This is a genomic window from Nonomuraea sp. NPDC003709, assembly GCF_040610775.1.
GTDB lineage: Bacteria > Actinomycetota > Actinomycetes > Streptosporangiales > Streptosporangiaceae > Nonomuraea > Nonomuraea angiospora_A.
In genome coordinates, this window is sequence record NZ_JBEXMW010000015.1 from 83,220 (window position 1) to 108,164 (window position 24,945).

Below are 24,945 nucleotides of genomic sequence, written 5' to 3' on the forward strand. Positions count from 1 at the left end.
CATGATTTCGCTGGCCACTACCGCGCTCGGCTGGCACCTGCAGGGCGAGAAGCGGCGGGCGCGGACGCTGGCCACGCTGGAGTCGTCGCCGTTCGACCGGGTGCGGATGGCGGCGTTCGCGATGCGGTGCTCGCTGGACTCGCTGGAGGAGCGGGTGGCGGAGCTGGGCGCGATCGGCGTGACGGCCGAGCTGGTCCTGCTGCACCCCTCCGACGGCATCGGGGACGTGGACGCGGCGGCCCGCCTGGTGGCGGAGGTGGTGCCGCGGCTGGCCGCGCACGCGAACGTGTGGTGGTCGCTGGCCGCCGACCCCACCCTTTTCCCCGAAATTTCCGAACACGACTGGGTACGTCTCGCGGACCTGGTCGCCGAGGAGGACCCCGGGCACCACCCGCTGTCGATCACCGCAGAGGCGGGCTCGCCGCTGCTGTGGCGGCGCGCGTTCACGCACGGGAGCGTGGCCGCGCGCAGCCCGCGCGACGCCTGGGTGGGGACGCGCGACCACCACAAGCCGGTGCTCATGGACATGTGCGGGTACGAGGGGGACTCGGACGATCCATGGCACAGCCTGACCCCCGAGGAGGTCGTCGCCCAGGCATGGGACGGGTCGGTGCGGCGCCGGTACGTCACGCACGGGGAGTCGTACCTCGACGACGAGGGACTGACCTGGTCGGAGGCGGGCGGCACGCTGGCGGGCGCGGCCGTGGCGCGGCTGGGGCTGCTGCGGGAGGTGATCGCCGAGACGCCCGCGCAGGCGCGTTACCGGGATCGGGACGCGCCGATGCTGGAGGTGCCCGGGGAGTTCTACCTGGAGTACTGCGGCGAGCACCGGTTCCCTGAGCGGGTGTACGAGGTGCCGGCCGGGCGGTACGAGGTCGAGGTGATCGACACGTGGGCGATGACGGTCGGCTCGCTGGGGGTCCAGGAGGGCGGGACGCTGACGGTCCCGCTGCCGGCCACCGGGGCCCAGGCCGTCCGCCTCAGGAGGCACGCGTGACGGTGTCCGCTGTTGTCGCCGCCCGCACCGAGCCGGGCGGGAAGGTCGTCGAGGTGGTGCCCGGCGAGGGCGGCCCCGAGGTGCGGCTGCGCCACCGCGACGCGGACGGCCCGCACCTGCGGGCGCCGCTGCGCGGCCTGCTCACCGTCTCCACCGGCCGCCCCTGGCGGATCGAGCACCCGGGCTCCGTCCACCTCGCGCCCCTGGGCGAGGCCCTGGTGGTGACGGCGCGGACGGGGCCGCTCGGGGCCAGGCTGGAGCTGGCCTTCACCCCCGGCGGCCTGCTCACCCTCACCGCCACCTGGCACAACGACTCCGGGCGCGAGGTGACCGACGTGGCGGCGGGCCTCCTGCTCCCCCTCCCCACCGACGACGCGAACATCACCATGCCCGGCGTCCTCTACAACGGCAACCCCTCCTCCGACCCCCACCGCAGGGTCCCCCGCGTCGAGCCGGGCGGCGGGTTCGTGTGCGAGCAGGACCGCCTGCCCATCCCCGCCGTCAACGCCGCCTGGTCCGGCCGGTACGTCAGCCTCTTCGCCCACCCGGCCCCCCGCCGCGACACGGAGGGCAGGGTCACCTACGACTCCCTGGGCGTCATCAGGTCACCGGGCTTGACGGTGGCCGCCATGACCGGCGTGATCATGTTCGACGGCAGGCCCGACGTCTGCTACGTCAGCAAGGCGGAGGTCGCGGACGACCCGATCGGCTACCGGACCCTGGCCCCGGGCGAGACGATCACCACCAGGCACACGCTCGACTGGGGCCCGGTCGAGCCGCGCGGCCACGGCTTCAGGAAGCTCGTCCATACGCGGATCCACCCGGAGGACGACGGCGCCCGCCCGCTCGGCCGGGAGGACATCGTCCGGCTCAAGGCGGGCGCCATGGACGCGCGCTGGACCGGCCACGGCTACCTCGCCTACGAGGGCGCCCGCCACGGGCGGCCCCGGTCGTACCTGTACGGCTGGACCGGCCAGTGCCTCAAGCTCGCGCTGTGCGACGCCCTGCTCGGCCGCCCGGAACGCACCCGCCGGGCGGCGGACTTCTACGTCGAGGGCAGCCGGACGCCGACCCCGGGGCTGCGGCACGGCCGGTACCTGCTCGACGACGGCCGGTGGGAGACGTTCCGCAAGGACGGCGCGGACTTCGTCTCCAGCCGCGCCCACGGCGAGACGGTAGCCGACCTGGCCGGGATCGCGCTGCACTTCAGGGAGGCGGGGCTGCCGGTCCCGCCCGCCTGGGAGGAGGCCGTGGCGGAGGCCGCCGCCTTCTTCTGGCGGACCAGGCTCCAGGAGGGCATCGTCCCGATCGGCTGGACGCCGGACGGGCGGCCGTTCTCGGCGATGGTCAGCGCGGCCGGCATCGCCTGCGTCCAGGCCATGCTGGGCGCGTACCGGCTGGGCGGCGAGCGGGTGTGGCTGCGGCGGGCCGAGGAGGTGCTGGGGTGCTACCACCGGCTGCACGCGGCCACGTTCGAGCGGCCGTTCGCGCACGCCACGCTGGACGCCTCCGGCGAGGACAAGGAGGCCGGGATGTACTACTTCCTGGCCGCCTTCGAGCTCTACCGGCTCACCGGCCGCGACCTGTACGCGCGGTGGGCGGAGGCGGCGGCGGACTGGCTGCTGACGTTCGTCTACGTGTGGTCGCCGGAGTTCGACGCGGGCAGCACGTTCGAGCGGCGCGGGTTCAAGGCGTGCGGCTGGCCGTCGGTCAGCGTGCAGAACCACCACCTCGACGTGTTCTTCCCGACTTCCGAGCTGATGGAGTTCGGCCTGCTGACCGGCCGGCCCCGGTACGCGGCCAGGGCCGAGACGATCCTGCACACCATGGGCCAGGGCATCTGCCGCGAGCCCGGCGACTGGGGCTTCGAGACGCCCGGCGAGCAGGGTGAGGGGTTCTTCCAGACCAACTGGCAGCGCAAAGGCGAGGCGAACACGTGGAACCCGTCCTGGGTGATCGCGCTGCCCCTCTACCACGCGCTGCGCATGAGGAAGGTTCCATGAACGAGGAAGAGGCGTGGCGGTACGCCGACGAGTTGCGCGAGCGCGTGCGGCCGCCGGAGTTCCCCGACCGGTGGTTCGACCTCACGGAGTTCGGCGGCTCGGGGGGCACGTGGACGGGGGCGTTCCACGCCGCGATCGAGGCGTGCCACCAGGCGGGCGGCGGCCACGTGCGGGTGCCCGCGGGCACGTACCCCACCGGCGCCGTCCACCTGCTCAGCAACGTGGACCTGCACGTGGAGGCGGGCGCGACGATCCTGTTCAGCACCGACCCCGCCGACTACCTCCCCGCCGTCTACACCCGCTTCTCGGCCATCGAGTGCTACAACTACTCCCCCTTCGTCTACGCCTACGGCCAGGAGAACATCGCGATCACCGGCGCCGGGACGCTCGACGGCGGGGCGGGGCCCGAGCACTGGTGGCCGTGGGTGGGCACGCCGGAGTTCGGCTGGCGGCCGGGCACGCCGCACGAGGCCGACGACTGGGCCGCGCTGCAGCGGATGGCCGCGCGGAACGTGCCCGTCGAGGAGCGCGTGTTCGGCGCGGGCCACTACCTGCGGCCCAACCTGATCCAGCCGTACCTGTGCCGCAACGTGCTGGTCGAGGGCGTGCGGATCGTCCGCTCCCCCATGTGGGAGATCCATCCCGTACGCTGCGAGAACGTCCTGGTCAGGAACGTGACGATCCACTCGCGCGGCCCCAACAACGACGGCTGCGACCCCGAGTCGTGCCGCTCGGTGGTGATCTCGGGGTGCGTGTTCGACGTGGGCGACGACTGCATCGCGATCAAGGCGGGGCGCGGCCCCGACGGGCGGCGGGTCGGGGTGCCGTGCGAGGACGTGCTGATCGAGGACTGCGACATGCGTTACCGGTACGGCTCGGTCGCGATCGGCACGGACACGACCGGCGGTATCCGCAACGTCTTCGTCCGCCGCTGCCGCTGGGGCGGGCCCGGCCTGTACTTCGGGCTCTACATCAAGACGAACTCGGTGCGCGGCGGCTTCGTGGAGAACGTCTTCGTCAAGGACATCGAGATCAGCGGGCTGACCAAGGAGGCGGTCTCAATCGATCTTTACCACGGCGACGGTCACAACGGCGACGAGGCGCCGCTCATCCGCAACATCAACGTCGCGGGGCTGCGCAGCGACCGGACGCGCAGCGCGTACCTGCTGCGGGGGTATCCCGAGCAGCCGCTGAGGGAGATCACGATCAGGGACAGCTCGTTCACCGGGGTGCTCCGGGCCGACGTGGCACAGCACGTCGAGGACCTGTCGGTCACCGGCGTCACGGTGACCGCCGCGTCTCAGGAGTAGGTCCCTGGGAGGTATGTATGGCCGGGCGCGCGCGGCGACGGCCGTGGTCAGGCCACGCGCGCCCGGAGATCATGTGTCAGCCGTGCATCGGCGCCCAGACCGTCATCGGGCCCGCCCCCCGGTTCGCCCACGCGTAGTACGGCACGAACGTGAGGTCGGCCGGGCCCGCGTGCTCCGGCTCGCGGGGGGCGGCGGCGGTGCGGTAGGGGAAGCCGCCGTCCTCCTCCCGGTGCGCGTGGGCCCGGCCGCGCGCGATGACCGGCACCACCTCGTCGGGCAGGCCGGAGACGGCGGTCCCGTCGCGGAGGTCCGCGCCCGCCACGCACAGGTCGTCCACGATGACGCCGGGGTGGTCGGCCTGCTCCAGGCAGTAGACCAGCGGGCCGCGCTCGACGGCCACCTGCCCGCGGGCCACGTCCAGGCGGGGTACGGCCACCGTCAGCCGGGGCCGGATCCCGAGGTCGAGCACGATCCGGTCGCCGGGCCGCCAGGTCCTGCGGACACGGTGGTAGGTGCCGGGCTCGGCCGGCCGGTCGTCCACGCCGGCGGCGTCGGCCCAGGCGGGGATGCGGGCCGAGAGCGTCCACGGCTGGTCGGGGGTCTCCCTGACCGTGATCTCGATCCGGCCGCTCCACGGGTAGCCGGTCGCCACCTCCAGCACCACGGAACCCGCCCGCACGGTGCCGGGCGCGTACAGGTGGAGCTGGACGCCGTCGCCGTCCCTGGTGGCGAGGTAATGGTCGAGGGAGGAGAGCAGGCGCATCACGTTGGGCGGGCAGCAGGCGGTGCCGTACCAGTCCTGGCGGCCGCGCGCCGGCGAGCGCAGGTCGTCGGGGTCGGCGCCGGCGCGGACGCGCAGCGCGTTGACGTAGAAGAAGCGGTCGCCGCCGAGCGAGACGCCGGGCAGGACGGCGTTGTAGAGCGTGCGCTCGATCAGGTCCGCGAACGCGGGCGCGCCGGTGGCCAGCAGCATCCGCCACGACCACTGGATGCTGCCGATGGCCGCGCAGGTCTCGCAGTAGGCGGTGTCCGGGGCCAGCTCGTGGTGGCCGCCGAACGCCTCGCCGTACCAGTTCGAGCCGAGGCCGCCGGTGAGGTACGTCTTGGTCGCCACCATGTCGCGCCACTGCCGCTCCAGGGCGGCGAGCAGCTCGAGATCGGAGGTCTCCACGGCGACGTCGGCCGCCCCGGCGGCCAGGTACATGGCGCGTACGGCGTGCCCCTCGACCGTGGCGGCCTCGCGCACCGGCACCCGGTCCTGCCGGTAGCCCGGCCCGTGGTGGCCCTTGAGCGGGATGAGCGCGTGGCCGCGGGTGGTGACCTGGCGTGCGGCGAGGTCGAGGTACGCGCGCGTGCCGGTCTCCCGGTGCAGCTCGGCCAGGCCCATCTCGACCTCGGGGTGGCCGTCGAGCGCGTCCGGGGGCAGCGCCGCCGCCAGGTGGTCGGCGAACCGGGTGGCGACCCCCAGCAGCGTACGGTCGCCGACCGCCCGGCTGCCCGCCACCGCCGCCTGCATGAGGTGGCCCGCGCAGTAGAGCTCGTGGCTGGAGGCCAGGTCGGAGTAGCGCTCGGCGCCGGTGAGCCGGGTGTGGGTGTGCAGGTAGCCGTCGTCGCACTGGGCGGCCGCGACCAGCTCGGACGCTTCCTTGTACGGCCGCGCGAGGTCGTCGTCGTCCGCCCGGCCGCGCTCCCAGGCGAGCGCCTCCAGCCACTTGTAGACGTCGGAGTCGGCGAACACCTTGCCGCGATGCGGGCCCGCCTGCCTGAGGTTGTCGAACGCGCCGGACTCGCGTACCCGCTCGCCGCCCAGCGGGATCGTGACCTCGCGGTTGACCCGCTGCCGTGCCCCCCAGAACCCGCCCTCGACCCGCCCGCCCGCCACGGGACGCAGGGCCACCGCCGCGTCGGGGCCGGGCCGTACGACCGAAGACATCCGATCATCGCTCATACTGCTCATCCTGCCTCAGGGCCAAATATCCAACAAGGGTCGAATATTTATGCTCCCCGATGCTGCATCCGGAACCCGCCGACCGGGGTTGCCGTCCTTTGGGGAGAGGAGACGAAAGGACGCCCACCCGGCCACCTGCCGGAATCGGGGTGGCGGCGCACACCACCGACCGCCCGTCGTGCGCCGCCGAGCGCGCCGTGGGGCGAGGCGGCGCGCACCCTCGCCCCCCAGAAGAACCTCGACCGAAGTGCGGGGGTGCGCCTTGACGGGGCGGGAGGGACGACGCACGCTTGATGGGACGTCTATGCATGTATGAATATTTATGCGAAGGGACGCCCATGCCCGAAATCCCCGACACGGTGCTGCTGGAAGAACGGGCCGAGCTGGCCATGAACGCGGTGGCCGGACTGCCCGACCAGGACATGGACGGCATCCCGTACTTCAGCGCCGACCTCCTGGCCCGCCCCGCGGCGCTGCGGCACGGCGACTGGGACTACGGCTCCAGCCACGGACGACTCCTGGACGCCTGCGTGCTCGCCCGGCAGATGACCGGCAAGGACACCTGGCGAGAGGTGGAGGAGGGGTTCAGGCGGCGGCTGATCGGCTTCTTCGGCGACGACGGGCTGAGCTACCGCCTGGCGCGCCCCGAGGTGGGCTGGCCTCCGAACGCCAACCTCATCGACCAGCGGGCGGTCCTCCTCTCGCTCACCACCTGGTACGTCTCCGACGGCGACCCCGAGGCCAGAAGGCTGGCCGACCGGCACGTGGCCGCGCTCAAGCGGGTCGCGATCAAGGAGCGGGACGTGTGGTTCTACCCCGCCTCCGAGTACACCCCCGGCGGCTGGCCCTCGCCGAACGCGATCGCGCTCCACCTCGCCCCCGACCCGGCCTCGTTCAGCGGTCGGCTCATCATGCCGCTGCTGCGCTACCACCAGGCGACGGGCAACGAGGACGCGCTGGAGCTGTGCGGCTGGTTCGCCCGGCTGATCGTGCACAAGAGCGGAGTCTTTGGGGACGATGGGAGCTTCAACCCCGCCCGCGCGTACCGCAGCGCCCACTTCCACACCCGCCTCGGCACGCTCGAAGGGCTCGCCCGCTACGCCCGCCACGTCGGCGACCACGAGCTGACCGCGTACGTCCGCCGCGCCTACGACTGGGCACTCGGTCAGGCCACCGCGTTCGGCTGGACGCCCGGCGACCTGGCCGACCAGCGCTACGAGCACGAGAGCTGCTCCCTGGTGGACCTGATCGGCACCGGGAGCACGCTGGCCGGGTCGGGCCACACCGCGTACTGGGGCGTGGTGGAGCGGTTCCTGCGCAACCACCTCGTGGAGTCGCAGCTCCTGGACCTGAGCTGGGTGGAGTCCGCGCCCGACGCCTCGGGGGACGAGCCGGGCTGGGTCACCCACGTGCGGGTGGGCGAGCGGGTACGCGGGGCCTTCGCCGGGTACGGCGCGCCCAACGACTTCGTCTGCGACGTGGAGCTGGGCCGCGGGCACACGGCCGACGTGCAGGCGTGCTGCGTCGGCTCGGGGCTGCGCGGCCTGTTCTGGGGCTGGAACTCGATCGTCACCGCCGACCCCGTGGCCGTCCGGGTCAACCTGCTCCTCACCCGGGCCACCCGGCAGGTCACCGTGCTCAGCCACCTCCCCCACGAGGGCCGCGTCGACCTGGACGTTCACGAGAACCTGCGCGAGCTGCGGATGCGGGTGCCCGACTGGGCCGGGTACGCCAAGGTGCGCGTCGCCCGCGAGAGCGGGGGCTTCGACGGGACCCAGGCCGGAGCGTGGGCGCCGGACGGCTACCTGTCGATCCCGGCGCCACGGCGAGGGGAGCGCGTCACGGTCACGTTCCCCGTGCCCGAGACGGCGACCACCGAGGTGGCGGCGGGGCGGGAGTACCGCGTGCGCTGGCGGGGGGACGACGTGATCGGCATCAGCCCGGAGGGGACCGCCCGACCGATGTACAGCGGGCGCAAGGTCCATCCAACCGCGCCCCGGCGCGACTACGAGCTGGCCCGGCCGGCGAAGGAGTGGGCATGGTGAACTGGTCTCTCCCCGAGGTGCCCGCAGGCGGCTCGCTGCGGCCGTACGACCTGCGCTGCGAGCACCGCGGCACCCCGCTCGGCATCGGCACGCCGGTGCCCCGGCTGAGCTGGCGGCTGGCCTCGGACCGGCGCGGCGACGCGCAGGACGCGTACCGGATCCGGGTCCACGCGCGCGGCGCGCTGGTCTGGGACAGCGGCTGGGTCGGGGGCCAGGACGTCAGCGCCGACTACGGCGGCGCGCCGCTGGCGTCGTTCACCCGCTACACCTGGAAGGTCGAGACAAGACCGGGCGGGGTGGCGGAGTCGTGGTTCGACACCGGGGTGATGCACCAGGACGAGTGGGTGGCGGCTTGGATCGGGCACGATCCCGAGACCGAGCCGCCGTTCGAGCCGCCCACCGACGAGGGCGAGCCGCGTTCCACCCGCACCGCGGGCCTGCCCGCGCCACGGTACTTCCGGCGCGTGCTCGACCTGCCCCCGGCGACCGCCGTGCGGATCGCGTGCAGCGCCCGGGGGCTGTACGAGCTGCGCGTCAACGGCCACCGGGTCGGCGACGGCGAGCTGACGCCGGGCTGGACCGACTACCGGCAGCGGGTACCGTACCAGGTGTACGACGTCACGGACCTGACCGGCGACGGTCCCGTCTGCGTGGGGGCGATCCTCGCGGACGGCTGGTGGTCCGGCAGCCTCGGCTGGGACATGCGGCAGCAGGCGCAACGGTACGGCCGGCGCCCGCAGCTGCTGGTCCAGATCGTCGCCGAGCACGAGAACGGCTCCCGTACGGTCGTCGGCACCGACGGGCGCTGGCGGGAGAGCACCGGGCCGCTGCGCCACGCCGACCTGCTCATGGGCGAGTGGTACGACGCGCGCCTCGAACAGCCCGGCTGGGACCTGCCCGGATTCGACGACGCCTCCTGGGCCCCCGCCGGAGTCGTGGACACCGCGCACGACGTCCTCGTCCCGTCCGCCGCCGAGCCCGTCCGCGTCACCCAGGACCTCGTGCCGGTGGACGTCCACCGGGGCGACGGCCGTACCATCGTGGACCTGGGCCAGAACATCGCGGGCCGGGTCCGCCTGGTGGTGCGCGGCGCCCCCGAGGGCGCCCGGGTCACGCTGCGCCACGGCGAGGCGCTCGACGACGACGGCGGCCTCTACACCGCCAACCTGCGCTCGGCCGAGGCCACCGACCACTATGTGGCGGCCGGGGCGGCGGTGGAGACGTTCGAGCCGCGCTTCACCGTGCACGGCTTCCGGTACGTCGAGGTCAGCGGGCACGCGGACGTCGAGGTCGTGGGGCGGGTGCTGCACTCCGACACGCCGGTCGCGGGCGAGTTCTCGTGCTCGGACGACATGGTGCGGCGGCTGATGAGCAACATCCGGTGGAGCCAGCGCGGCAACTTCGTCTCCGTGCCGACCGACTGCCCGCAACGCGACGAACGCCTCGGATGGACCGCCGACGCGCAGGTGTTCCTGCCGACCGCCTGCTACAACGCGGACGTGGCCGCGTTCTTCACCGGCTGGCTGGCGGACCTGCGGTACGCGCAGACCGGCGAGGGCGCGGTGCCGGACGTGATCCCGCACGTCATGACCGAGCGGCACGGCACGCCCGGCTGGAGCGACGCCGCCACCGTCGTCCCGTGGCACCTGTACCGGGTGTACGGGGACGAGCGGGTGCTGCGCGACAGCCTGCCCAGCATGCGGCGCTGGGTGGACCACGTCGAACGCCACAACCCCGACCTGATCTGGCGCAACCGGACCGGCAGCCACTACGGCGACTGGTTGCAGGCGGGCGTGCGGACCTCGCGCGAGGTGATGGCCACCGCGTACTTCGCGCTGAGCGCGGAGCTGACCTCGAAGGCCGCCGCCGTGGTGGGCGACGTGGCCGCTTCCGCCCACTATGCCGAGCTGCGTTCGAGGATCGGGGAGGCTTTCGTCCGGGCGTTCGTGTCGGCGGACGGCCGCGTCACGGGCGACACGCAGACGGGCTACCTGCTGGCCCTCGCGCACGGCCTGATCCCCGGACCCCTCGTCGCCTCCGCCGTCGGGCACCTGGTGGCCGACCTGGAACGGCGTGGGCGACGCCTGACCACCGGCTTCGCCGGGGTGGGGCTGCTCGGTCCCGTCCTGTCGGCGCACGGCCACCACGACCTGGCCTACTCCCTGCTGCACGACGACCGCTACCCGTCATGGGGGTACTCGATCAAGCGGGGGGCGACCACGATCTGGGAGCGGTGGGACGGGTGGACGGAGGAGAGCGGCTTCGGGCCCGTCGCCATGAACTCCTTCAACCACTACGCGCTGGGCTCCGTCGGGGCGTGGCTGTACGGCGGGGTCGCGGGGATCGGGCAGGAGGAGGGGTCCGTCGGGTTCCGCCGCCCGCTCATCCGGCCGCTGCCCGGCGGGCGGCTCCAGTGGGCAGCGGCCTCGTACGACACGCCGCTGGGCCGGCTGGGCAGCCGGTGGGAGGTGGACGGGAACACGCTCCGGCTGGAGGTCCGCATCCCGCCGGGGGCCGAGGCCACGGTGCACGTGCCGACCACCGATCCGGCGTCGGTCCGCGAGTCCGGCGCGCCCGTGCCCGGTGAGGTCGTCGGCGGGGCGCTGGTGTGCCGGGTCGCGTCCGGCCGCTACGAGTTCACCGCGGCGTGGGAGCGATGACGGAAGGCCGTCCGGTGACAACGTGGCAGCCACCGCCGAGCGGGCCGGGAGCAGCCTGATGACGGGAGGCCGTCCGGTGACCACGTGGGCGGCCGCCGCGGAGCGGGCGGGGGCCGGGCTGCGGGATCTCACCGTACGCAATCTGGTGCGGACCGGCGCGGGCGGGACCGGTCTGCGGGTACGGCTGACCAACGCGCTCGGGGACCGGCCGGTGACGTTCGGGCACGTCCGCGTGGGCGTCCCGCGCTCCGGGGCGGCGCTGGTGCCGGGGTCGAACCGGACGGTGACGTTCGGCGGGCGGCCGGAGGTGACGCTGGCCCCGGGCGCGACCGCGCTCGGGGACGCGCTGCCCGGCCGGGTGGCGCCCCGGCAGCGCCTGGCCGTCAGCCTGCACCTGCGGGGCGACGGCGGCGTCCTGACCGGCCGCAACCGGGCCACGGCCCCGCCGGACGACGCGGCCTACCGGTCGCTCCCCGGTGACCACACCGCCGACGAGGACGGGGCCGCGTACGTCGAGGGGGTGGCGGTCTGGCACTGGCTGGACGCGTTGATCGTCACCGCGCCCGAGCCGGTTTCGGCCGTGGCGGTGCTCGGGGACTCGATCACGACCGGGGTCGGCTCCGAGACCGGCCACGGCTGGCCGGACCTCCTCGCCGACCGGGCCCTGCTGGAGTCGTGGCCGCTCTCCGTGGTGAACGAGGGCGTGTCCGGCGGCCGGGTGCTGGCCGCCGGGACGGGACGCGACGCCGAGGCGCGGCTGGCCGCCGAGGTGCTGGCCAAGCCGGGGATCGGCGCCGTGATCCTGCTGGCGGGCGTCAACGACCTCGGGGCGGGCGCGCGGGCGGAGCCGCTCGTCGCCGCCTACCGGCGCATCGTCGAGCGGGCGCACGCCGCCGGGGTACGCGTGATCGGCGGCACGCTCCCGCCCTTCGCGGGCGCGGAGTACCACACGGCCGCGGGCGAGCGGGCCCGGGAGGCGGTGAACGCGTTCGTACGGGACGGCGGTGTGTTCGACGGGCCGGCCGACTTCGACGCGGCGCTGCGTGACCCCGACGACCCCCGCCGCCTGCTGCCCCGCTACGACTGCGGCGACCACCTGCACCCGAGCGCGGCGGGTCACCGGGCGATGGCCGCCGCGCTCGAACCGCGCGTGTTGCTCGACGCCGCCGGTCAGCGGCCGGGTCTGGGCAGGCGCGCCGCCGGCTCCGGGCGGTGGATGCCCCGGGGGCGGTAGCCGAGCGCGTCGGAGACGCCGAGGTAGTCGGCGAGCAGCCAGATGATGGCCAGCCACATCTCGGTGCCCTGCAGCCCCGGCGTGCGGGCCGCGCCGCTCCCCCTGGTCAGGGCGAAGCTGAGGCCCGCCCCGTCGTGCCAGCCGCCGACCGCCCGTACGAGGTGCTCCTTCGCCCACGCCGCGCCCTCCTCGCGGCGGTGCCGGGTCTGCCTGCCCAGCAGCCACAGCGGGTGGATGACGTCGAGCACGTTGCAGGCGTTGCCGGTGTCCGGGCCGAAGTAGCGCGGGTCGCGGGCCTGCGCGAGCACGGTGTCGACGGCCCGCTCCGGGTACGGCACCGGCACCCCGGACTGCGCGAACGTCCCCCGCGTGAGCCGGTAGAACCCGTTGACCACCTGCAGCCAGCCCGCGTCCGGGTCCGGCTCGCCCCACATCCCGTGGGCCTGGCTGCAGCGGGTGAGCAGCCACCCGTACAGGGTCTCGGTCTCGCCGCGCACGCCGAAGTCGGCGAGGTTGCGGTGCAGGCCGGTGCCGAACGTGTCCACCCACGAGCCCGCCGTCCAGGCGTTGCGCTCCCAGTCGAGGGCGTCGAGCGAGGCGATGAGGTCCTGCGAGGTGACGTCCGCGACGGCGTGGACCGGATGCCGGAAGCGGGTGCCGAGCAGGTCGAGGGCGTAGCCGACGCAGAGCACGTGATAGGCGGCGACCCCGTCCAGCTCCGGCGGCCCGGAGGCGCCGAGCTCCGGGACGAGGCCCGTGGCCGGGTCCTGGCGGTCCCGCAGGAACGCGACGATCTCCTCCCGCGCCGGGGTCGGGGGCGGGCCGTCCAGGAGGAGGTCGGCGATCTCCACCGCGTCGCACCAGGCGCGGACGGTCGGCGGGGCGTCCGGGCGGTCCACGTACCGCTCCCCCGTCCAGCACCGCCCCAGCACGTCCTCCGCCTGCTCCCTGGCGCGGGCGGCGAACCCGGCGAGCAGCCCTTCCAGATCGTCCCCCGAGCCGGTGGCGCGGCGGTCGCGGATGCGGCGGGCCGGGTTGCCCGCGACCATGGCCCAGGCGGGCACGTCCTTGGTGACCACCGCGCCCGCGCCGACGACGGCGTGGTCGCCGATCGTCACCCCGTCGAGCACGACCACGTTCGAGCCGATCCACACGTCGTCGCCGATCCGGATGCCCTTCGACGTGATCGGCTGGCGGAAGACCGGGCGGTCGGGGGCGGTGCCGTGGTTGAAGCCGAGCAGGGACGTGTGCGCGCCGATCCGCACGGCGTCGCCGAGGACGATGTTCCCGCGCACCACGGCGTACGGGTTGACGGTGCAGTCGTCGCCCATGACGACGTCATGGGTGACGTACGCGTGGGCCGCGATGTAGCAGTGGTCGCCCATGCGCAGGCGGTCGGCGTACACGGCGGCCAGCGGCGAGACGAACACCTTGCCCGCCTTGAGGTCGAACCTGGCCCGCAGCTCCTCCAGGTGGCTCTCCTGGGCGCGGCGGTCCTCCTCGGTCGCGTGGTCCCAGAACAGCCACGGGCAGAAGTCGAACTTGGTCGGTTCCGTCATGTGATCAGCATCCTCTCAGGCGGTCAACGTCATCGACCAGGAGTGGCGGCGGACCGGCAGCCGGTACCGCTCAGGCAGGGCGGGGCCGCAGGAGGCGCTGCCGAGGCCCTGCTGCCCGTGGTCCAGGTTCAGCCAGACGCGCCCGGAGTCGCGCAGGTCGTGCGGCCTGCCCGCCGCCTGCAGCGCCTCGCTGGTCCAGCGGCGGGCGGTGAAGTCCAGGTGCGGCTCGCCGGCCACGCGCAGGGTCGGCAGCCCCGGGCCGGACAGCTCCAGCCAGCGGGTCTCGACGTGGTTGCCGTTCTCCTGCGGCACCACGTACGGGGTCTGGAGCGCGTCGATCGCCAGCGCGAACCGGCCCACCCGCGCGGCGTCCCGGCTGTCCGCGTACGACTCGCCCGGGCCCCGCCCGAACCACGTGACGTCGGTGTAGCCGCCGGGCAGGGCGAACCTGGCGCCCATGCGCGGCGGGCTCACGTTCAGGTGGCCGTAGGCGGTGTCGTGCCAGTCGCCGACGGGCTCGGCCTCGATCCGCAGGTGCAGCGCGCCGTCGCGCCACTGCCAGGTGTACGTGGTGCGGAAGCCGAGGGTCCGGGTGGCCGGGCCGCTCCGGCCGCGGACGACCAGCGTGCACTCGTCCGGCCTTTCGAGGGTGACGGTCCGGTGCAGGAAGCGGTCGAGCCCCACGGCCTCCCAGTCGGCGGCGAGCGCGTTCCTGGGGCCCTGGCCGCGGTCGTTCTCGGTCGGGGCCCGCCACACGTCCAGCACCGGCCCGTCCAGCTCGACCCCGTGCAGCCGGACCAACCGTCCTGTCCTGGGCTCGAACACCGCCCCACCCAACCGCAACCCGCCACCCGGCGCACTGCCCGGCGTGCTCGTCGCATCACCGCCCACAAGGCCATCCGCCGTTCCGCCCGCCGACTGGGGGACGGTGAGGCCGAGGCGGGACTGGGCGAAGGCGACCACGTGCCCCGCCGGCGCCCAGCCGGTCGCGGTGGCGAGCGCGGCTTCGATCGTGATCCACGTCTCGCCCTCCAGGGTGCGGACCGCCACCTCCGGCAACGGCACCCGCACCGTCTCCCGCGGCCCGCACCCCGGGACCCGCAGCACCCCGCCCTTCGACGCAGGCACGCCGTCCACCTCCACCCACCACCGGAAGTCCAGGTGTCCGAGGTCGATCAGGTCGTGCTTGTTGGCGACCACCACCTCCCCCGCCCCCACGTCCACCGCGATCCCGACCGGCTCGAGCGCCTTGCGCAGCTCCGCCAGCCCCGGGGACGGCGTGCGGTCGGGGAACAGCAGCCCGTCCAGGCAGTACCGGCCGCCGTTCGGCTGGTGGTCGATGTCCCCGCCGTGCCGGAAGTATGGGCGGCCCAGCGCGTCGTGCCCCGTCAGCCCGTGGTCGATCCACTCCCACACGAACGCCCCGCAGAACCGCTCGTACGACTCCAGGATCGCCTGGTAGTCGGCCAGGGAGCCGGGCCCGTTCCCCATGGCGTGGGCGTACTCGCACAGCAGGAACGGCAGCCCGCGACGGCGGACGTCGTCGGCCGACCCCGGCGCCACCCCGTCCGGCGGGTCCTCCTCGCGCCGCCCGATGCGCTCCAGGTCGTCCAGCGACGGGTACATGAGGCTGTGGAAGTCGGAGTGCCGGTAGCTCGGGTCGCGCTCGTAGTGCAGCGGCCGCCCGGGGTCGCGGGCCCGGATCCACCGCTCGATGTCGCCGAACGCCGGCCCGCTCCCGCTCTCGTTGCCCAGCGACCAGATGACGACGCTGGGGTGGTTCTTGTCGCGTTCGACCATGCGCCGGGCCCGGTCGAGCAGGGCGTCGCGCCACATCGGCTCGGCCGGCGGGTTGCCCTCCCAACCGGCGTAGATGAACCCGTGGGTCTCGATGTCGCACTCGTCCACCACCCACAGCCCGTACTCGTCGCACAGCCGCAGGAACTCCGGGTGCGGCGGGTAGTGGGCGGTGCGGACGGCGTTGACGTTGTTGCGCTTCATCAGCACGATGTCGCGGATCATGGTGTCGCGGTCGAGGGCCCGGCCGCGTTCCGGGTGGTGTTCGTGCCGGTTGACGCCGCGGAAGAGGACCGGCGCCCCGTTGATCAGCAGCCGCCCGCCGGCGATCTCGACGGTCCTGAACCCGATAGGGAGGTCGATCGTCTCCCCGGCCGCCGTGAGGGTGCCGCGGTAGAGGCGCGGGCACTCCGCGCTCCACGGTTCGACGCCGGGGACGGTGACCTCCTCCCCGGTCTCGACCGCGAGGCCCAGCTCGGGGATCTCGACCAGGCCGGGGGCGTCGGCGGTGACGAGGAGGGTGCCGGAGCCGTCGGAGGCGTCGTAGGAGGCGCGGACGGTGAAGTCGTCGATGCCGCCGGAGGGGCGGGCCAGCAGCTCCACGTCGCGGAAGATGCCCGGCAGCCACCACATGTCCTGGTCCTCGAGGTAGCTGCCGGACGACCAGCGGTGCACGCGTACGGCGAGCAGGTTGCCGCGCGGCCGGACGAGCCCCGTGACCTCGAACTCGAACGGCAGCCTGCTCCCCTTCGAGTGGCCGAGCAACGAGCCGTTCAGCCACACCGTGCCGCAGGAGTCCACTCCCTGGAAGCGCAGCACGGCCCTGCCGCCCGGCCGGCCGTCGGGCCAGTCTTCGGGCAGGTCGAAGCGGAGGCGGTAGTCGCCCGTGGGGTTGCCGTCGGGCAGGTGCGGCGGGTCGATCGGGAACGGGTAGGCGGTGTTGGTGTAGAGCGGGCGGTCGTACCCCTCCAGCACCCAGTGCGACGGCACCCGGATCGTCTCCCAGCCGGTGTCGTCGAGCGCCGGGTCGGGCAGCGAGGGGCCGGTGCCCTCGGCCGTGCCGGAGAGCCGGAAGCGCCACTGACCGTTGAGTGACAGGCGCGGCGCGTCGGAGAGGAAGTCCGCGCGTGCCGCCCGCCGCCCGGAGCCCGGCCCGGGGTCTTCGTGGAAATCAACCATTCCGAACTGTCCCCTCCCAGACCAAAACGTTTTAACCCTAGACGCGAAGCCCCGAGAAGACCACCCCCACATAATTCGCCTCATGCATTGACATCAGACATTGAATAAATATATCATGAGTAAATCGTTTCAATAAGGTAGGTGCGCCCATTGAGAGGGTTTCTGCCGGATTGGGAATCGTTACGCCGTCACCGCATCCCCGAGTGGTTCGGGGAGGTCAAGTTCGGCATCTGGTCGCACTGGGGCCCGCAGTCCGTGGCGAGCTCGGGCGACTGGTACGCCCGCCACCTCTACGGCATGCAACCCGCCTCCGAGGCCTGGGAGCGCCGCCGCGCCGACCGCCAGCACGCCCACCACCGCACCCGCTTCGGCGCGGGCGGCGCGAAGGACCTCTTCCACCGCTGGCGCGCCGAGCGCTTCGACCCCGGCGAGCTGATCGACCTGTACGTCTCCAGCGGCGCCCGCTACTTCGTCGCCCTGGCCGCCCACTGCGACAACTTCGACCTGTGGGACTCCGGGCAGCATGCCTGGAACGCCACCCGCATCGGCCCGCGACGCGACATCGTCGGCGCCTGGGAGCGGGCGGCCCGCGCGGCCGGGCTGCCGTTCGGGCTCAGCTTCCACAACAACTGGACCTGGCGCTGGCTCGACGTCGCGCACGGCGCCGACCCGGCCACCGGCCGGCCGCACGACGGCGGGCTGACCAAGGGCGACGGCGCCGGCACCTGGTGGGAGGGCCTCGACCCGGCCGAGCTCTACCCGGCCAGGCACGCCCCGGGCGCCAAGCCCCCGCCCCAGGTGGCGGACCGCTTCTACGCCCGCGTGCGCGAGGCGATCGACCGCTACCGCCCCGACCTGGTCTATCTCGACGACGGCCGCCTGCCGTTCGACGCGGGCAGCGTGGTCGAGTCGGAGCCGGTCAGCACGCGCGGTCTCGACCTGCTCGCCCACTACTACAACACCTGCCCGACCGGCGGCCTGGTGACCGTCAAGGACGTCCCCGACGCCGACCGCACCGCCGTCGTCCTCGACTGCGAACGCCGCCAGCTCGACGCGGCGCAGCCGTACCCCTGGCAGTTCGACACCAGCGACGGCGAGTGGTTCGACTGCTCGGACGACGACCCGATGTTCCACCCGCGCAAGACGTCGCAGCAGGTCGTGCACACGCTGATCGACGTGGTCAGCAAGAACGGCACCCTGCTGCTCAACGTCCCGCAGCGCGCCGACGGCACCGTGGACGCGCACGCCCGCACCTTGCTGGGCGAGGTGGGCGACTGGCTGCGGATCTGCGGCGAGGGCGTGTACGGCACGACGCCGTGGAAGCGCGCCGCCGAGGGCGCCACGGGCCTGGGCGAGACGAAGGGGTACGAGGGCTACAACGAGGCCGACCGCGCCTACCGGCCGGGCGACATCCGCTTCACCCGGCGCGGCGACGCGGTGTACGCCACGCTGCTCGCCTGGCCGGAGGAGGGGACGGCCGCGATCACCAGCATGGGCACCGGCGAAGGGCTGCTGGAGCGCCGCCCCGCCCGGGTCGAGCTCCTGGGCCACGGCCCCGTCGCCTGGCGGCTGGCCGAGGAGGCCCTGTATGCCGACCTGCCCCCGACGCCACCCACGAAAGCCGCGTACATCCTCAAAATCACCTGACCTGGAGCCCCTGCCATGGCGACCAACCTGCGAACGTGCGACCTGATCGACCCCCTCGGCATCGAGATCACCCGCCCGACACTCAGCTGGCAGCTGACCGGCGCCACGACGCAGACCGGTTACCACGTACGGATCGAGCCCGACTTATGGGACACCGGCGAGGTCGAGTCGGCCGACCAGCGCGTGGTGTACGACGGGCGACCCCTGACCTCCCGGACGGCGGCGCGCTGGCGGGTGCGGATCCGCGACGGCGACGGCCGATGGTCCGGCTGGAGCCCGCCCGCCCGCTTCGAGCTGGGCCTGCTGAGCCCGGACGACTGGACGGCCTCGTGGATCACCCACCCCGACTGGCACGACGAGGGCAACCCGCGCGCGGGCGAGGGCAGGCCGCTGCCGCTGCTGAAGGGCGAGTTCGTCCTGGCCCAGCCGGTCGTCCGCGCCCGGCTGCACGTGGCGGGCCTCGGCGTCTACGTCGCCACGGTGAACGGCGGGCCGGTGACCGACGCCGTGCTGGAGCCGCCGTACACGGACTTCACCAGGCGCGTCGTGTACGCCACCCACGACGTGACCGAGCTGCTGCGCGAGGGCCGCAACACGCTCGGCGTCGAGCTGGGCCCGGGGATCGCGCACGTCTTCCCGCACCAGGACCGGTACATGAAGTTCTTCGGCTCCAAGGCCGCCCCGCGGGCCATCGCGCAGCTCGAACTGGACTACGCCGACGGCTCGTTCGGCCGGTTCGTCACGGGCCCCGACTGGCGGGCCGCCGAGGGCCCGACCGTGCGCTCCCACTGGTACGGCGGCGAGGACCACGACGCCCGCCGCACCGCCTCCGCCTGGCGACCCGCCACCGTCGTCCCCGGCACGAAGGACGTGCTCAGGTCGCGCGCCTGCCCGCCCATCAGGGTCACCGAACGGCTGCCCGCGACCGCCAGGCTCGCCGCCACCGACGGCACGCCGGTCTTCGACGTCGGCACGGTCGTCGCGGGCTGGGCCGAGCTGAGCCTGGACCTCCCGGCCGGCCGCCACCTGCGGCTCGTGCCCGGCGACCAGCTCGACGACTACGGCCGGGTCATCCAGTCGAAGCCCACCACCGGTGCGCCGATCTTCAACACGTACGTCACCAAGGACGGCCCGCAGACCTGGCACCCGAGCTTCCGCTACGACGGCTTCCGCTACGTCGAGGTCCAGGGCCTGCCCGAACACGTCGGCCCGGAGGCCGTGACCGCGCTCGTGCTCCGCGCGGACAACACTCCCACCGGCTCGTTCGAGACCTCCGACGCCCTGGTCAACGACATCCACACGATCATCGACCGCGCGGTGCGGGGCAACATGTACAGCGTCCTCACCGACTGCCCGCACCGGGAGAAGCTGGGCTGGCTGGAGCAGACCCACCTGCTGTTCGACGTCGTCGCCTACAACTACGACGTGGCCGCCTACTACCGCGAGCTGCTGGTCACCATCGCCGAGGCGCAGACCGGGGACGGGCTGGTGCCGGACATCGCGCCGGAGTTCCTGGTGTTCGACGCGCCCTTCAGGGACGACCCCAACTGGGGCGGCGCGATCGTCCGCATCCCGTGGCAGCTCTACCGCTGGTACGGCGACCCGTCGGCGATGGAGACGCACTACGACGCGATGCGCCGCTATGTCGACTACCTCACGTCGAAGGCCGAGGACGGCGTCCTCGGCCACGGGCTGGGCGACTGGATCGGACTGGACGACTCGACGCCCGTCCCGCTGGTCTCCACCTGGGGCTACTGGCGGGCCGCGGGCACGCTGGCCCGTGCCGCCGGCGTGCTGGGCCGCGACGACGACGCCAAGCGCTACCGGGCCCTGACCGAGCAGATCACCGCGGCGTTCTCCCGTACCTTCGCCGGGTCCCGCAGCCAGGCGTCGGAGATCCTGGCGCTCGACATGGGCGTGATCACCGACGAGCGGGCGCTGGACCGGATCTCCGAGGCGGTGGCGGGCGGCGGCATCACGGTCGGCGAGATCGCGCTGCCCGCCCTGTTCAGGGTGCTCGGCCGCGCGGGACGGCACGACGCCCTGTGGGCGTTCGCCACCTCGACGAGCCACCCCAGTTACGGCTACCAGGTACGGCACGGCGCCACCGCGCTCACCGAGGCGTGGGACGGGCCGACGAGGGGCCTGTCGCAGAACCACTACATGCTGGGCGCCGTCGACGCCTGGTTCTACCGCGGCCTCGGCGGCATCGGCCAGGCCCCCGGCTCGAACGGCTTCCGCAGGCTGCTGATCGAGCCTGCCGCCCCCGGCGACCTGGAGTCGGTGCGGGCGAGCACCGTGACCCCGTACGGCGGGGTCGAGGTGTCCTGGACCCGCGCGGACGGGGAGTTCACGCTCGACGTGGCGGTCCCGCCGGGCTCGTCGGCCGAGGTGCGGCTGCCCGATCTCGGGCTCGCCCGGCACGCCGTGCCGGACGCGGCGGTCAAGCTCGGGGCCCGTGCCTATGAGGTGCCGGCCGGGCGCTGGACGTTCGGGGCAGGCAGGTGATCGGCACGTACGACGCCGCCCGCGTCAGGACCCCGCACAAGGCCGGCAGGCTGCTGGTCGAGGGGTCACGGGAGCCGGGCAGGTTCGACAGCCTCTTCGTGGACTGCCCGTTCGTGTGCTCCGACGGCGGCGAGTACCTGATGACGTACGTCGGCTTCGACGGGACCGGCTACCAGACCGCGCTGAGCCGATCGGCGGACCTGGTGTCGTGGACGCCGGGGGAGGTGATCCTGCCGCGCGACCCCGCGCACCCGTACCGGGGCTACAACGCGGCGCTCACGTCGATCGTGCGCGACAACCGCCTCGACTCCCCCGGCCAGGTGACCTGGCTGGACGGCCGGGCGGTCGGCACGTACCACGCCTACCCCGAGGCGGGCATGGAGATGGGCGCGGCGGTCATCGGGTTCGTGGCCGGCGACGACCTGCGTACCTGGGCGGACGTCGGGTCGGTGCTGCGCCCGCAGGACGGCGGCGCGTGGGAGCGCGGCGGCCTGTACAAGTCGTGGCTGCTCCGCCACGACGGCCTCTACTACTGCTTCTACAACGCCAAGAACCGCACCTACGACGGCTGGCGCGAGCAGATCGGCTACGCCGTCTCCCCCGACCTCGAACACTGGGAGCGCCCGGAGCCCGGCCCGGTCGTCCCGCACGGCGGTCCGGGCGAGTTCGACGAGCGCTTCGCCTCCGACCCGTGCGTGCTGCGCGACGGCGACTGGTGGGTGATGTTCTACTTCGGGCTCTCGTTCGACGGGCACGCGAGGGAGAGCTTCGCGGTCTCCCGCGACCTGCGCACCTGGCGCAAGAGCGGCGAGATCCTCATCGACGTGGGCCCGCCGGGCTCGGCCGACGACACCTACGCGCACAAGCCCGCGCTCGTCTCCCACGGCGGGCGGCCCCACCACTTCTACACGGCGGTACGGCGGGTCGAGCCGTACCAGGTCGGCGAGCACACGCTGGTCGAGCGGCGCGGCATCTCCCTGGCCCATGGATAGGAGCGCACCATGAAGTCCCGCAGGAGCTTCCTGGCCGTGGCGGCCGGCGCCGTGCTGGCCCCCCAGCTGGCCGGGCGCGCGGAGGCGGCCCCCGACCTCGACGGCTGGGCCAGGGTGCCGCGGATCCGGCGGCGGATCAGGCCGCCCCGCTTCCCCCGCCGCACCTTCCCCGTCACGCGCCACGGGGCGGTCGGCGACGGGACCGCGATGTGCACCGGCGCCTTCAGGCAGGCGATCGCGGCCTGCGCGGCGGCGGGCGGCGGGCGCGTGCTCGTGCCCGCGGGGACGTACCTCACGGGCGCGATCCACCTGGCCGACAATGTCGAGCTGCACCTGGAGGCGGGCGCCACGATCCGGTTCAGCCGGAACCCCGCCGACTACCTGCCGGTCGTCCACACCCGCTACGAGGGTGTCGAGCTGATGAACTACTCCCCGTTCGTCTACGCCTACGAGCGGGAGAACGTCGCGATCACCGGCAGCGGCACGATCGACGGCCAGGCCGACGCCACGCACTGGTGGGACTGGTCGGGCGACCCGCCGCCGGCCGAGCGTCCCGACAAGAACCTGCTGGCCGCCATGGCCGAGCAGGGCGTGCCGGTGGCCGAGCGGGTGTTCGGGGAAGGCCACTACCTGCGCCCCAACCTCATCCAGCTCTACCGCTGCCGCAACGTCCTGATCGAGGGCGTGACGGTCAAGGACTCCCCCATGTGGAACATCCACCCGGTCCTGTGCACCAACGTGACGATCCGCGAGGTCACCGTGGACAGCCCGAACGGCCCCAACAACGACGGCTGCGACCCCGAGTCCTGCGTGGACGTGCTCATCGAGCGGTGCGAGTTCAACACCGGCGACGACTGCGTGGCGATCAAGGCGGGCAAGAACGCCGACGGCCGCCGGGTGAACGCGCCCTCCCTGAACGTCCTCGTGGACTCCTGCGTGATGCGCGACGGCAACGGCGGCGTGACGATCGGCAGCGAGACCACCGGCGGCGTGCGCTGGGTCTACGCCTGGAACTGCACGATGAGCAGCCCCCGCCTGGAGCGCGCGATCCGCGTCAAGACCAACCCCGACCGCGGCGGCTACGTCAGGGACGTCTACTTCAGGGACATCACGGTGGGGCAGGCCGCCGACGCGGTGATCGAGGTGGCCCTGAACTACGAGAACAAGGACACCGGCCCGTACTTCCCCGACGTGGGCGCCATCGACGTGCGCCGCCTGCGGGCCGGGCGGGCGCCCAGGGCGTTCAACCTGATCGGCAATCCGGGCAACCCGATCAAGGGCGTGCGGGTGACCGGCAGCGTGTTCGAGGAGATGGCCGAGGACGACGTCGTACGCGACGTGACGGGGCTCGTGCTGCGCGACGTCTGGATCAACGGCCGCCGCGTGGACTCCGGAGGATGAGACGGTTCCGCCCCTGATCAGGGCTCGACGAGGCCCGCGCGGATGGCGTAGCGGGTCAGGTCGAGGCGGTCGCGCATGCCGAGCTTCTGCAGGATGTTCGCCCGGTGCCGGTCCACGGTCTTCACGCTGATGACCAGCGTCTCCGCGATCTCCTTGGCCGAGTTGCCCTCCGCGATCAGCTTGACGATCTCCTCCTCCCGGGGCGTCAGGATGCTCTCGGGCATGCGCTCGCCCTCGCGCGAACGCTGCAGGTAGTCGCGGATGAGCGCGGTGACCGCCCCGGGATACAGGAACGGCTCGCCGCGCATCGTCGCCCGGCACGCCTCCAGCAGGTCCTGGTCGGCGACCGACTTGAGCACGTATCCCGAGGCGCCGACCTTGAGGGCCTCGAAGAAGTACTGCTCGTTGTCGTACATGGACAGGATCAGGATGCGGATGCCGGGCGCGCGGCGGGAGATCTCGCGGGCCGCCTGGAGCCCGGTCATCCGCGGCATCGCGATGTCCAGGATGGCCAGGTCCACCGCGTCCTCCGACGCGGCCGCGACGGCCTCCGCGCCGTCGGCGGCCTCGGCGACGACCTCCAGGTCGGGCTCCGCGTCGAGGATCATCTTGAGTCCCCGGCGGACCAGCGCGTGGTCGTCGGCCAGCAGGATCCTGGTCTTGGCAGTGCTCACCGCGTTGGGCTCCGATCGTTCGGGATGGTCAGGTGGACGCGGGTGCCTTCCCCCGGTGGGGAGTCGACGGTCAGGCGGGCGCCGATCAGCAGGGCTCGCTCGCGCATGCCCCGGATCCCGGCCCCGTCCTGGCGCGCGCCGCCCTGCCCGTCGTCGGTGACGCGCAGGGTCAGCCGCCCGTCGTGCGTGGCCAGTGACAGCTCGGCACGCGTGGCGCGGGCGTGCCTGGCGATGTTCGTGAGGCTCTCCTGGGCGATCCGGTACAGCACGAGCTCGACGTCCGCGCCCAGCTCGGGCAGGTCGTGCTGGACGGCGCGGGTCACCTGGACCCCGCTCATCTGCGAGACGTCGCTGCACAGGGCGCTCAGGGCGGCGTGCAGCCCGAGGTCCTCCAGCACGCCGGGCCGCAGCCGGCGGGCGACCTGCCGGACCTCGTCGAGGCTGGCGCGTACGGTCTCCTGCACGCCGTGCAGGTCCTCGCGCAGGTCGTCGGGCGCGCGGTCGACCACCCGCTTCAGGCCGAGGAGCACCACGGTCAGGCTCTGGCCGATCTCGTCGTGCAGCTCGCGGGCGATGCGCCGCCGCTCGCCCTCCTGGGCGGCCAGCGCGTGGCCGCTGCTGGCGCTGCGCTCGGCCTCCAGGCGGTCGAGCATCGCGTTGAACGTGGCGATCACGTGGGTGAGGTCGCTGTTGCCGCCGTCGGTCAGCCGCTCACCGGTACGCAGCAGGTCCACGCGCTGCATGAGCGTGGTCAGCGCGTCCAGCGGGGCCAGGCTGCGGCGCAGGAGCAGCGCGTTGGCGGCCAGCATCAGCGCCAGGCCCACGATCAGCACCGGCACCTCGGCCAGCACGAGGGGCGCGGACACGGTGGCCGGTGAGATCGCGAGGACGAGCGTGGCCACCGCGAACACCAGCCCGTTGATCATGAACAGCCGCCGGAACAGCGCCTGTGCCGGGCTCCCGGTCGTCCTCTTCGCCCTCTCGGTCATTT

15 protein-coding genes are annotated in these 24,945 nt (G+C 73.3%); 10 read left to right on the forward strand and 5 right to left on the reverse strand.

Translation table 11 applies throughout. The features are described from left to right. Window position 1 precedes the first annotated feature (1 nt). From ABZX61_RS37860 to ABZX61_RS37870, 3 genes are read left to right on the forward strand one after another with little or no spacing between them, the layout of a single operon-like run. A complete protein-coding gene (locus tag ABZX61_RS37860) occupies window positions 2-997 on the forward strand; it encodes a DUF5605 domain-containing protein (protein WP_355201100.1) in 996 nt (331 codons plus the stop codon). After that, window positions 994-3,000 (forward strand): hypothetical protein, encoded by a 2,007-nt coding sequence (locus ABZX61_RS37865; protein WP_355201102.1) that lies wholly within the window; start codon window positions 994-996, stop codon window positions 2,998-3,000. Before ABZX61_RS37860 ends, ABZX61_RS37865 begins: the two co-directional genes overlap by 4 nt. Next, complete coding sequence (locus ABZX61_RS37870) at window positions 2,997-4,310, forward strand: glycoside hydrolase family 28 protein (RefSeq protein WP_355201104.1); 1,314 nt, start codon at window positions 2,997-2,999, stop codon at window positions 4,308-4,310. Before ABZX61_RS37865 ends, ABZX61_RS37870 begins: the two co-directional genes overlap by 4 nt. A 76-nt stretch (window positions 4,311-4,386) precedes the next feature. Here the strand turns inward: ABZX61_RS37870 and ABZX61_RS37875 are convergent, their stop codons facing one another. Beyond that, the gene (locus tag ABZX61_RS37875) at window positions 4,387-6,258 is read right to left on the reverse strand and encodes a beta-L-arabinofuranosidase domain-containing protein (protein WP_355201106.1); all 1,872 of its coding nucleotides are present in this window, start codon (window positions 6,256-6,258) and stop codon (window positions 4,387-4,389) included. Window positions 6,259-6,596: 338 nt separating this feature from the next. On the opposite strand from ABZX61_RS37875, the gene ABZX61_RS37880 reads away from it, so the two are divergent. The 3 genes from ABZX61_RS37880 to ABZX61_RS37890 are packed head-to-tail and all read left to right on the forward strand — an operon-like array spanning window position 6,597 to window position 12,197. Beyond that, on the forward strand, window positions 6,597-8,303 hold the full coding sequence (locus ABZX61_RS37880) for a hypothetical protein (RefSeq protein ID WP_355201107.1): 1,707 nt from the start codon (window positions 6,597-6,599) through the stop codon (window positions 8,301-8,303). After that, window positions 8,297-10,963 carry a family 78 glycoside hydrolase catalytic domain gene (locus ABZX61_RS37885; RefSeq protein ID WP_355201109.1) on the forward strand — a complete coding sequence of 889 codons (2,667 nt, stop codon included), beginning with the start codon at window positions 8,297-8,299 and terminating at the stop codon, window positions 10,961-10,963. Before ABZX61_RS37880 ends, ABZX61_RS37885 begins: the two co-directional genes overlap by 7 nt. Before the next feature lie 22 nt (window positions 10,964-10,985). Beyond that, window positions 10,986-12,197 carry a GDSL-type esterase/lipase family protein gene (locus tag ABZX61_RS37890; protein ID WP_355201111.1) on the forward strand — a complete coding sequence of 404 codons (1,212 nt, stop codon included), beginning with the start codon at window positions 10,986-10,988 and terminating at the stop codon, window positions 12,195-12,197. Here ABZX61_RS37890 and ABZX61_RS37895 read toward each other — a convergent pair. Together ABZX61_RS37895 and ABZX61_RS37900 are read right to left on the reverse strand one after the other, a co-directional pair. Beyond that, entirely contained in the window at window positions 12,134-13,756 is a 1,623-nt protein-coding gene (locus ABZX61_RS37895) for an acyltransferase (protein ID WP_355201113.1), read from the reverse strand. The genes ABZX61_RS37890 and ABZX61_RS37895 overlap by 64 nt on opposite strands. 15 nt (window positions 13,757-13,771) lie before the next feature. After that, window positions 13,772-16,732, reverse strand: a complete 2,961-nt coding sequence (locus tag ABZX61_RS37900) for a glycoside hydrolase family 2 TIM barrel-domain containing protein (RefSeq protein WP_355201114.1) — start codon at window positions 16,730-16,732, stop codon at window positions 13,772-13,774. Between the two features lie 150 nt (window positions 16,733-16,882). Here ABZX61_RS37900 and ABZX61_RS37905 point away from each other — a divergent pair, with 150 nt between their 5' ends. The 4 genes from ABZX61_RS37905 to ABZX61_RS37920 are packed head-to-tail and all read left to right on the forward strand — an operon-like array spanning window position 16,883 to window position 23,280. Then, a complete protein-coding gene (locus ABZX61_RS37905; RefSeq protein WP_355201116.1) occupies window positions 16,883-18,379 on the forward strand; it encodes an alpha-L-fucosidase in 1,497 nt (498 codons plus the stop codon). 15 nt (window positions 18,380-18,394) lie between these two features. Then, window positions 18,395-20,887, forward strand: a complete 2,493-nt coding sequence (locus ABZX61_RS37910; RefSeq protein ID WP_355201118.1) for a family 78 glycoside hydrolase catalytic domain — start codon at window positions 18,395-18,397, stop codon at window positions 20,885-20,887. Beyond that, a complete protein-coding gene (locus ABZX61_RS37915) occupies window positions 20,884-21,879 on the forward strand; it encodes a hypothetical protein (RefSeq protein WP_355201120.1) in 996 nt (331 codons plus the stop codon). Before ABZX61_RS37910 ends, ABZX61_RS37915 begins: the two co-directional genes overlap by 4 nt. Before the next feature lie 9 nt (window positions 21,880-21,888). Next, the gene (locus ABZX61_RS37920) at window positions 21,889-23,280 is read left to right on the forward strand and encodes a glycoside hydrolase family 28 protein (RefSeq protein WP_355201121.1); all 1,392 of its coding nucleotides are present in this window, start codon (window positions 21,889-21,891) and stop codon (window positions 23,278-23,280) included. Between the two features lie 17 nt (window positions 23,281-23,297). On the opposite strand, the gene ABZX61_RS37925 is transcribed toward ABZX61_RS37920, so the two are convergent. Further along, the gene (locus ABZX61_RS37925; RefSeq protein WP_185072310.1) at window positions 23,298-23,954 is read right to left on the reverse strand and encodes a response regulator transcription factor; all 657 of its coding nucleotides are present in this window, start codon (window positions 23,952-23,954) and stop codon (window positions 23,298-23,300) included. Continuing rightward, window positions 23,951-24,943: a histidine kinase gene (locus ABZX61_RS37930; RefSeq protein ID WP_350733871.1), complete on the reverse strand. Its 993-nt coding sequence runs from the start codon at window positions 24,941-24,943 to the stop codon at window positions 23,951-23,953. The genes ABZX61_RS37925 and ABZX61_RS37930 overlap by 4 nt, the downstream gene beginning before the upstream one ends. Between the last annotated feature and the right edge of the window lie 2 nt (window positions 24,944-24,945).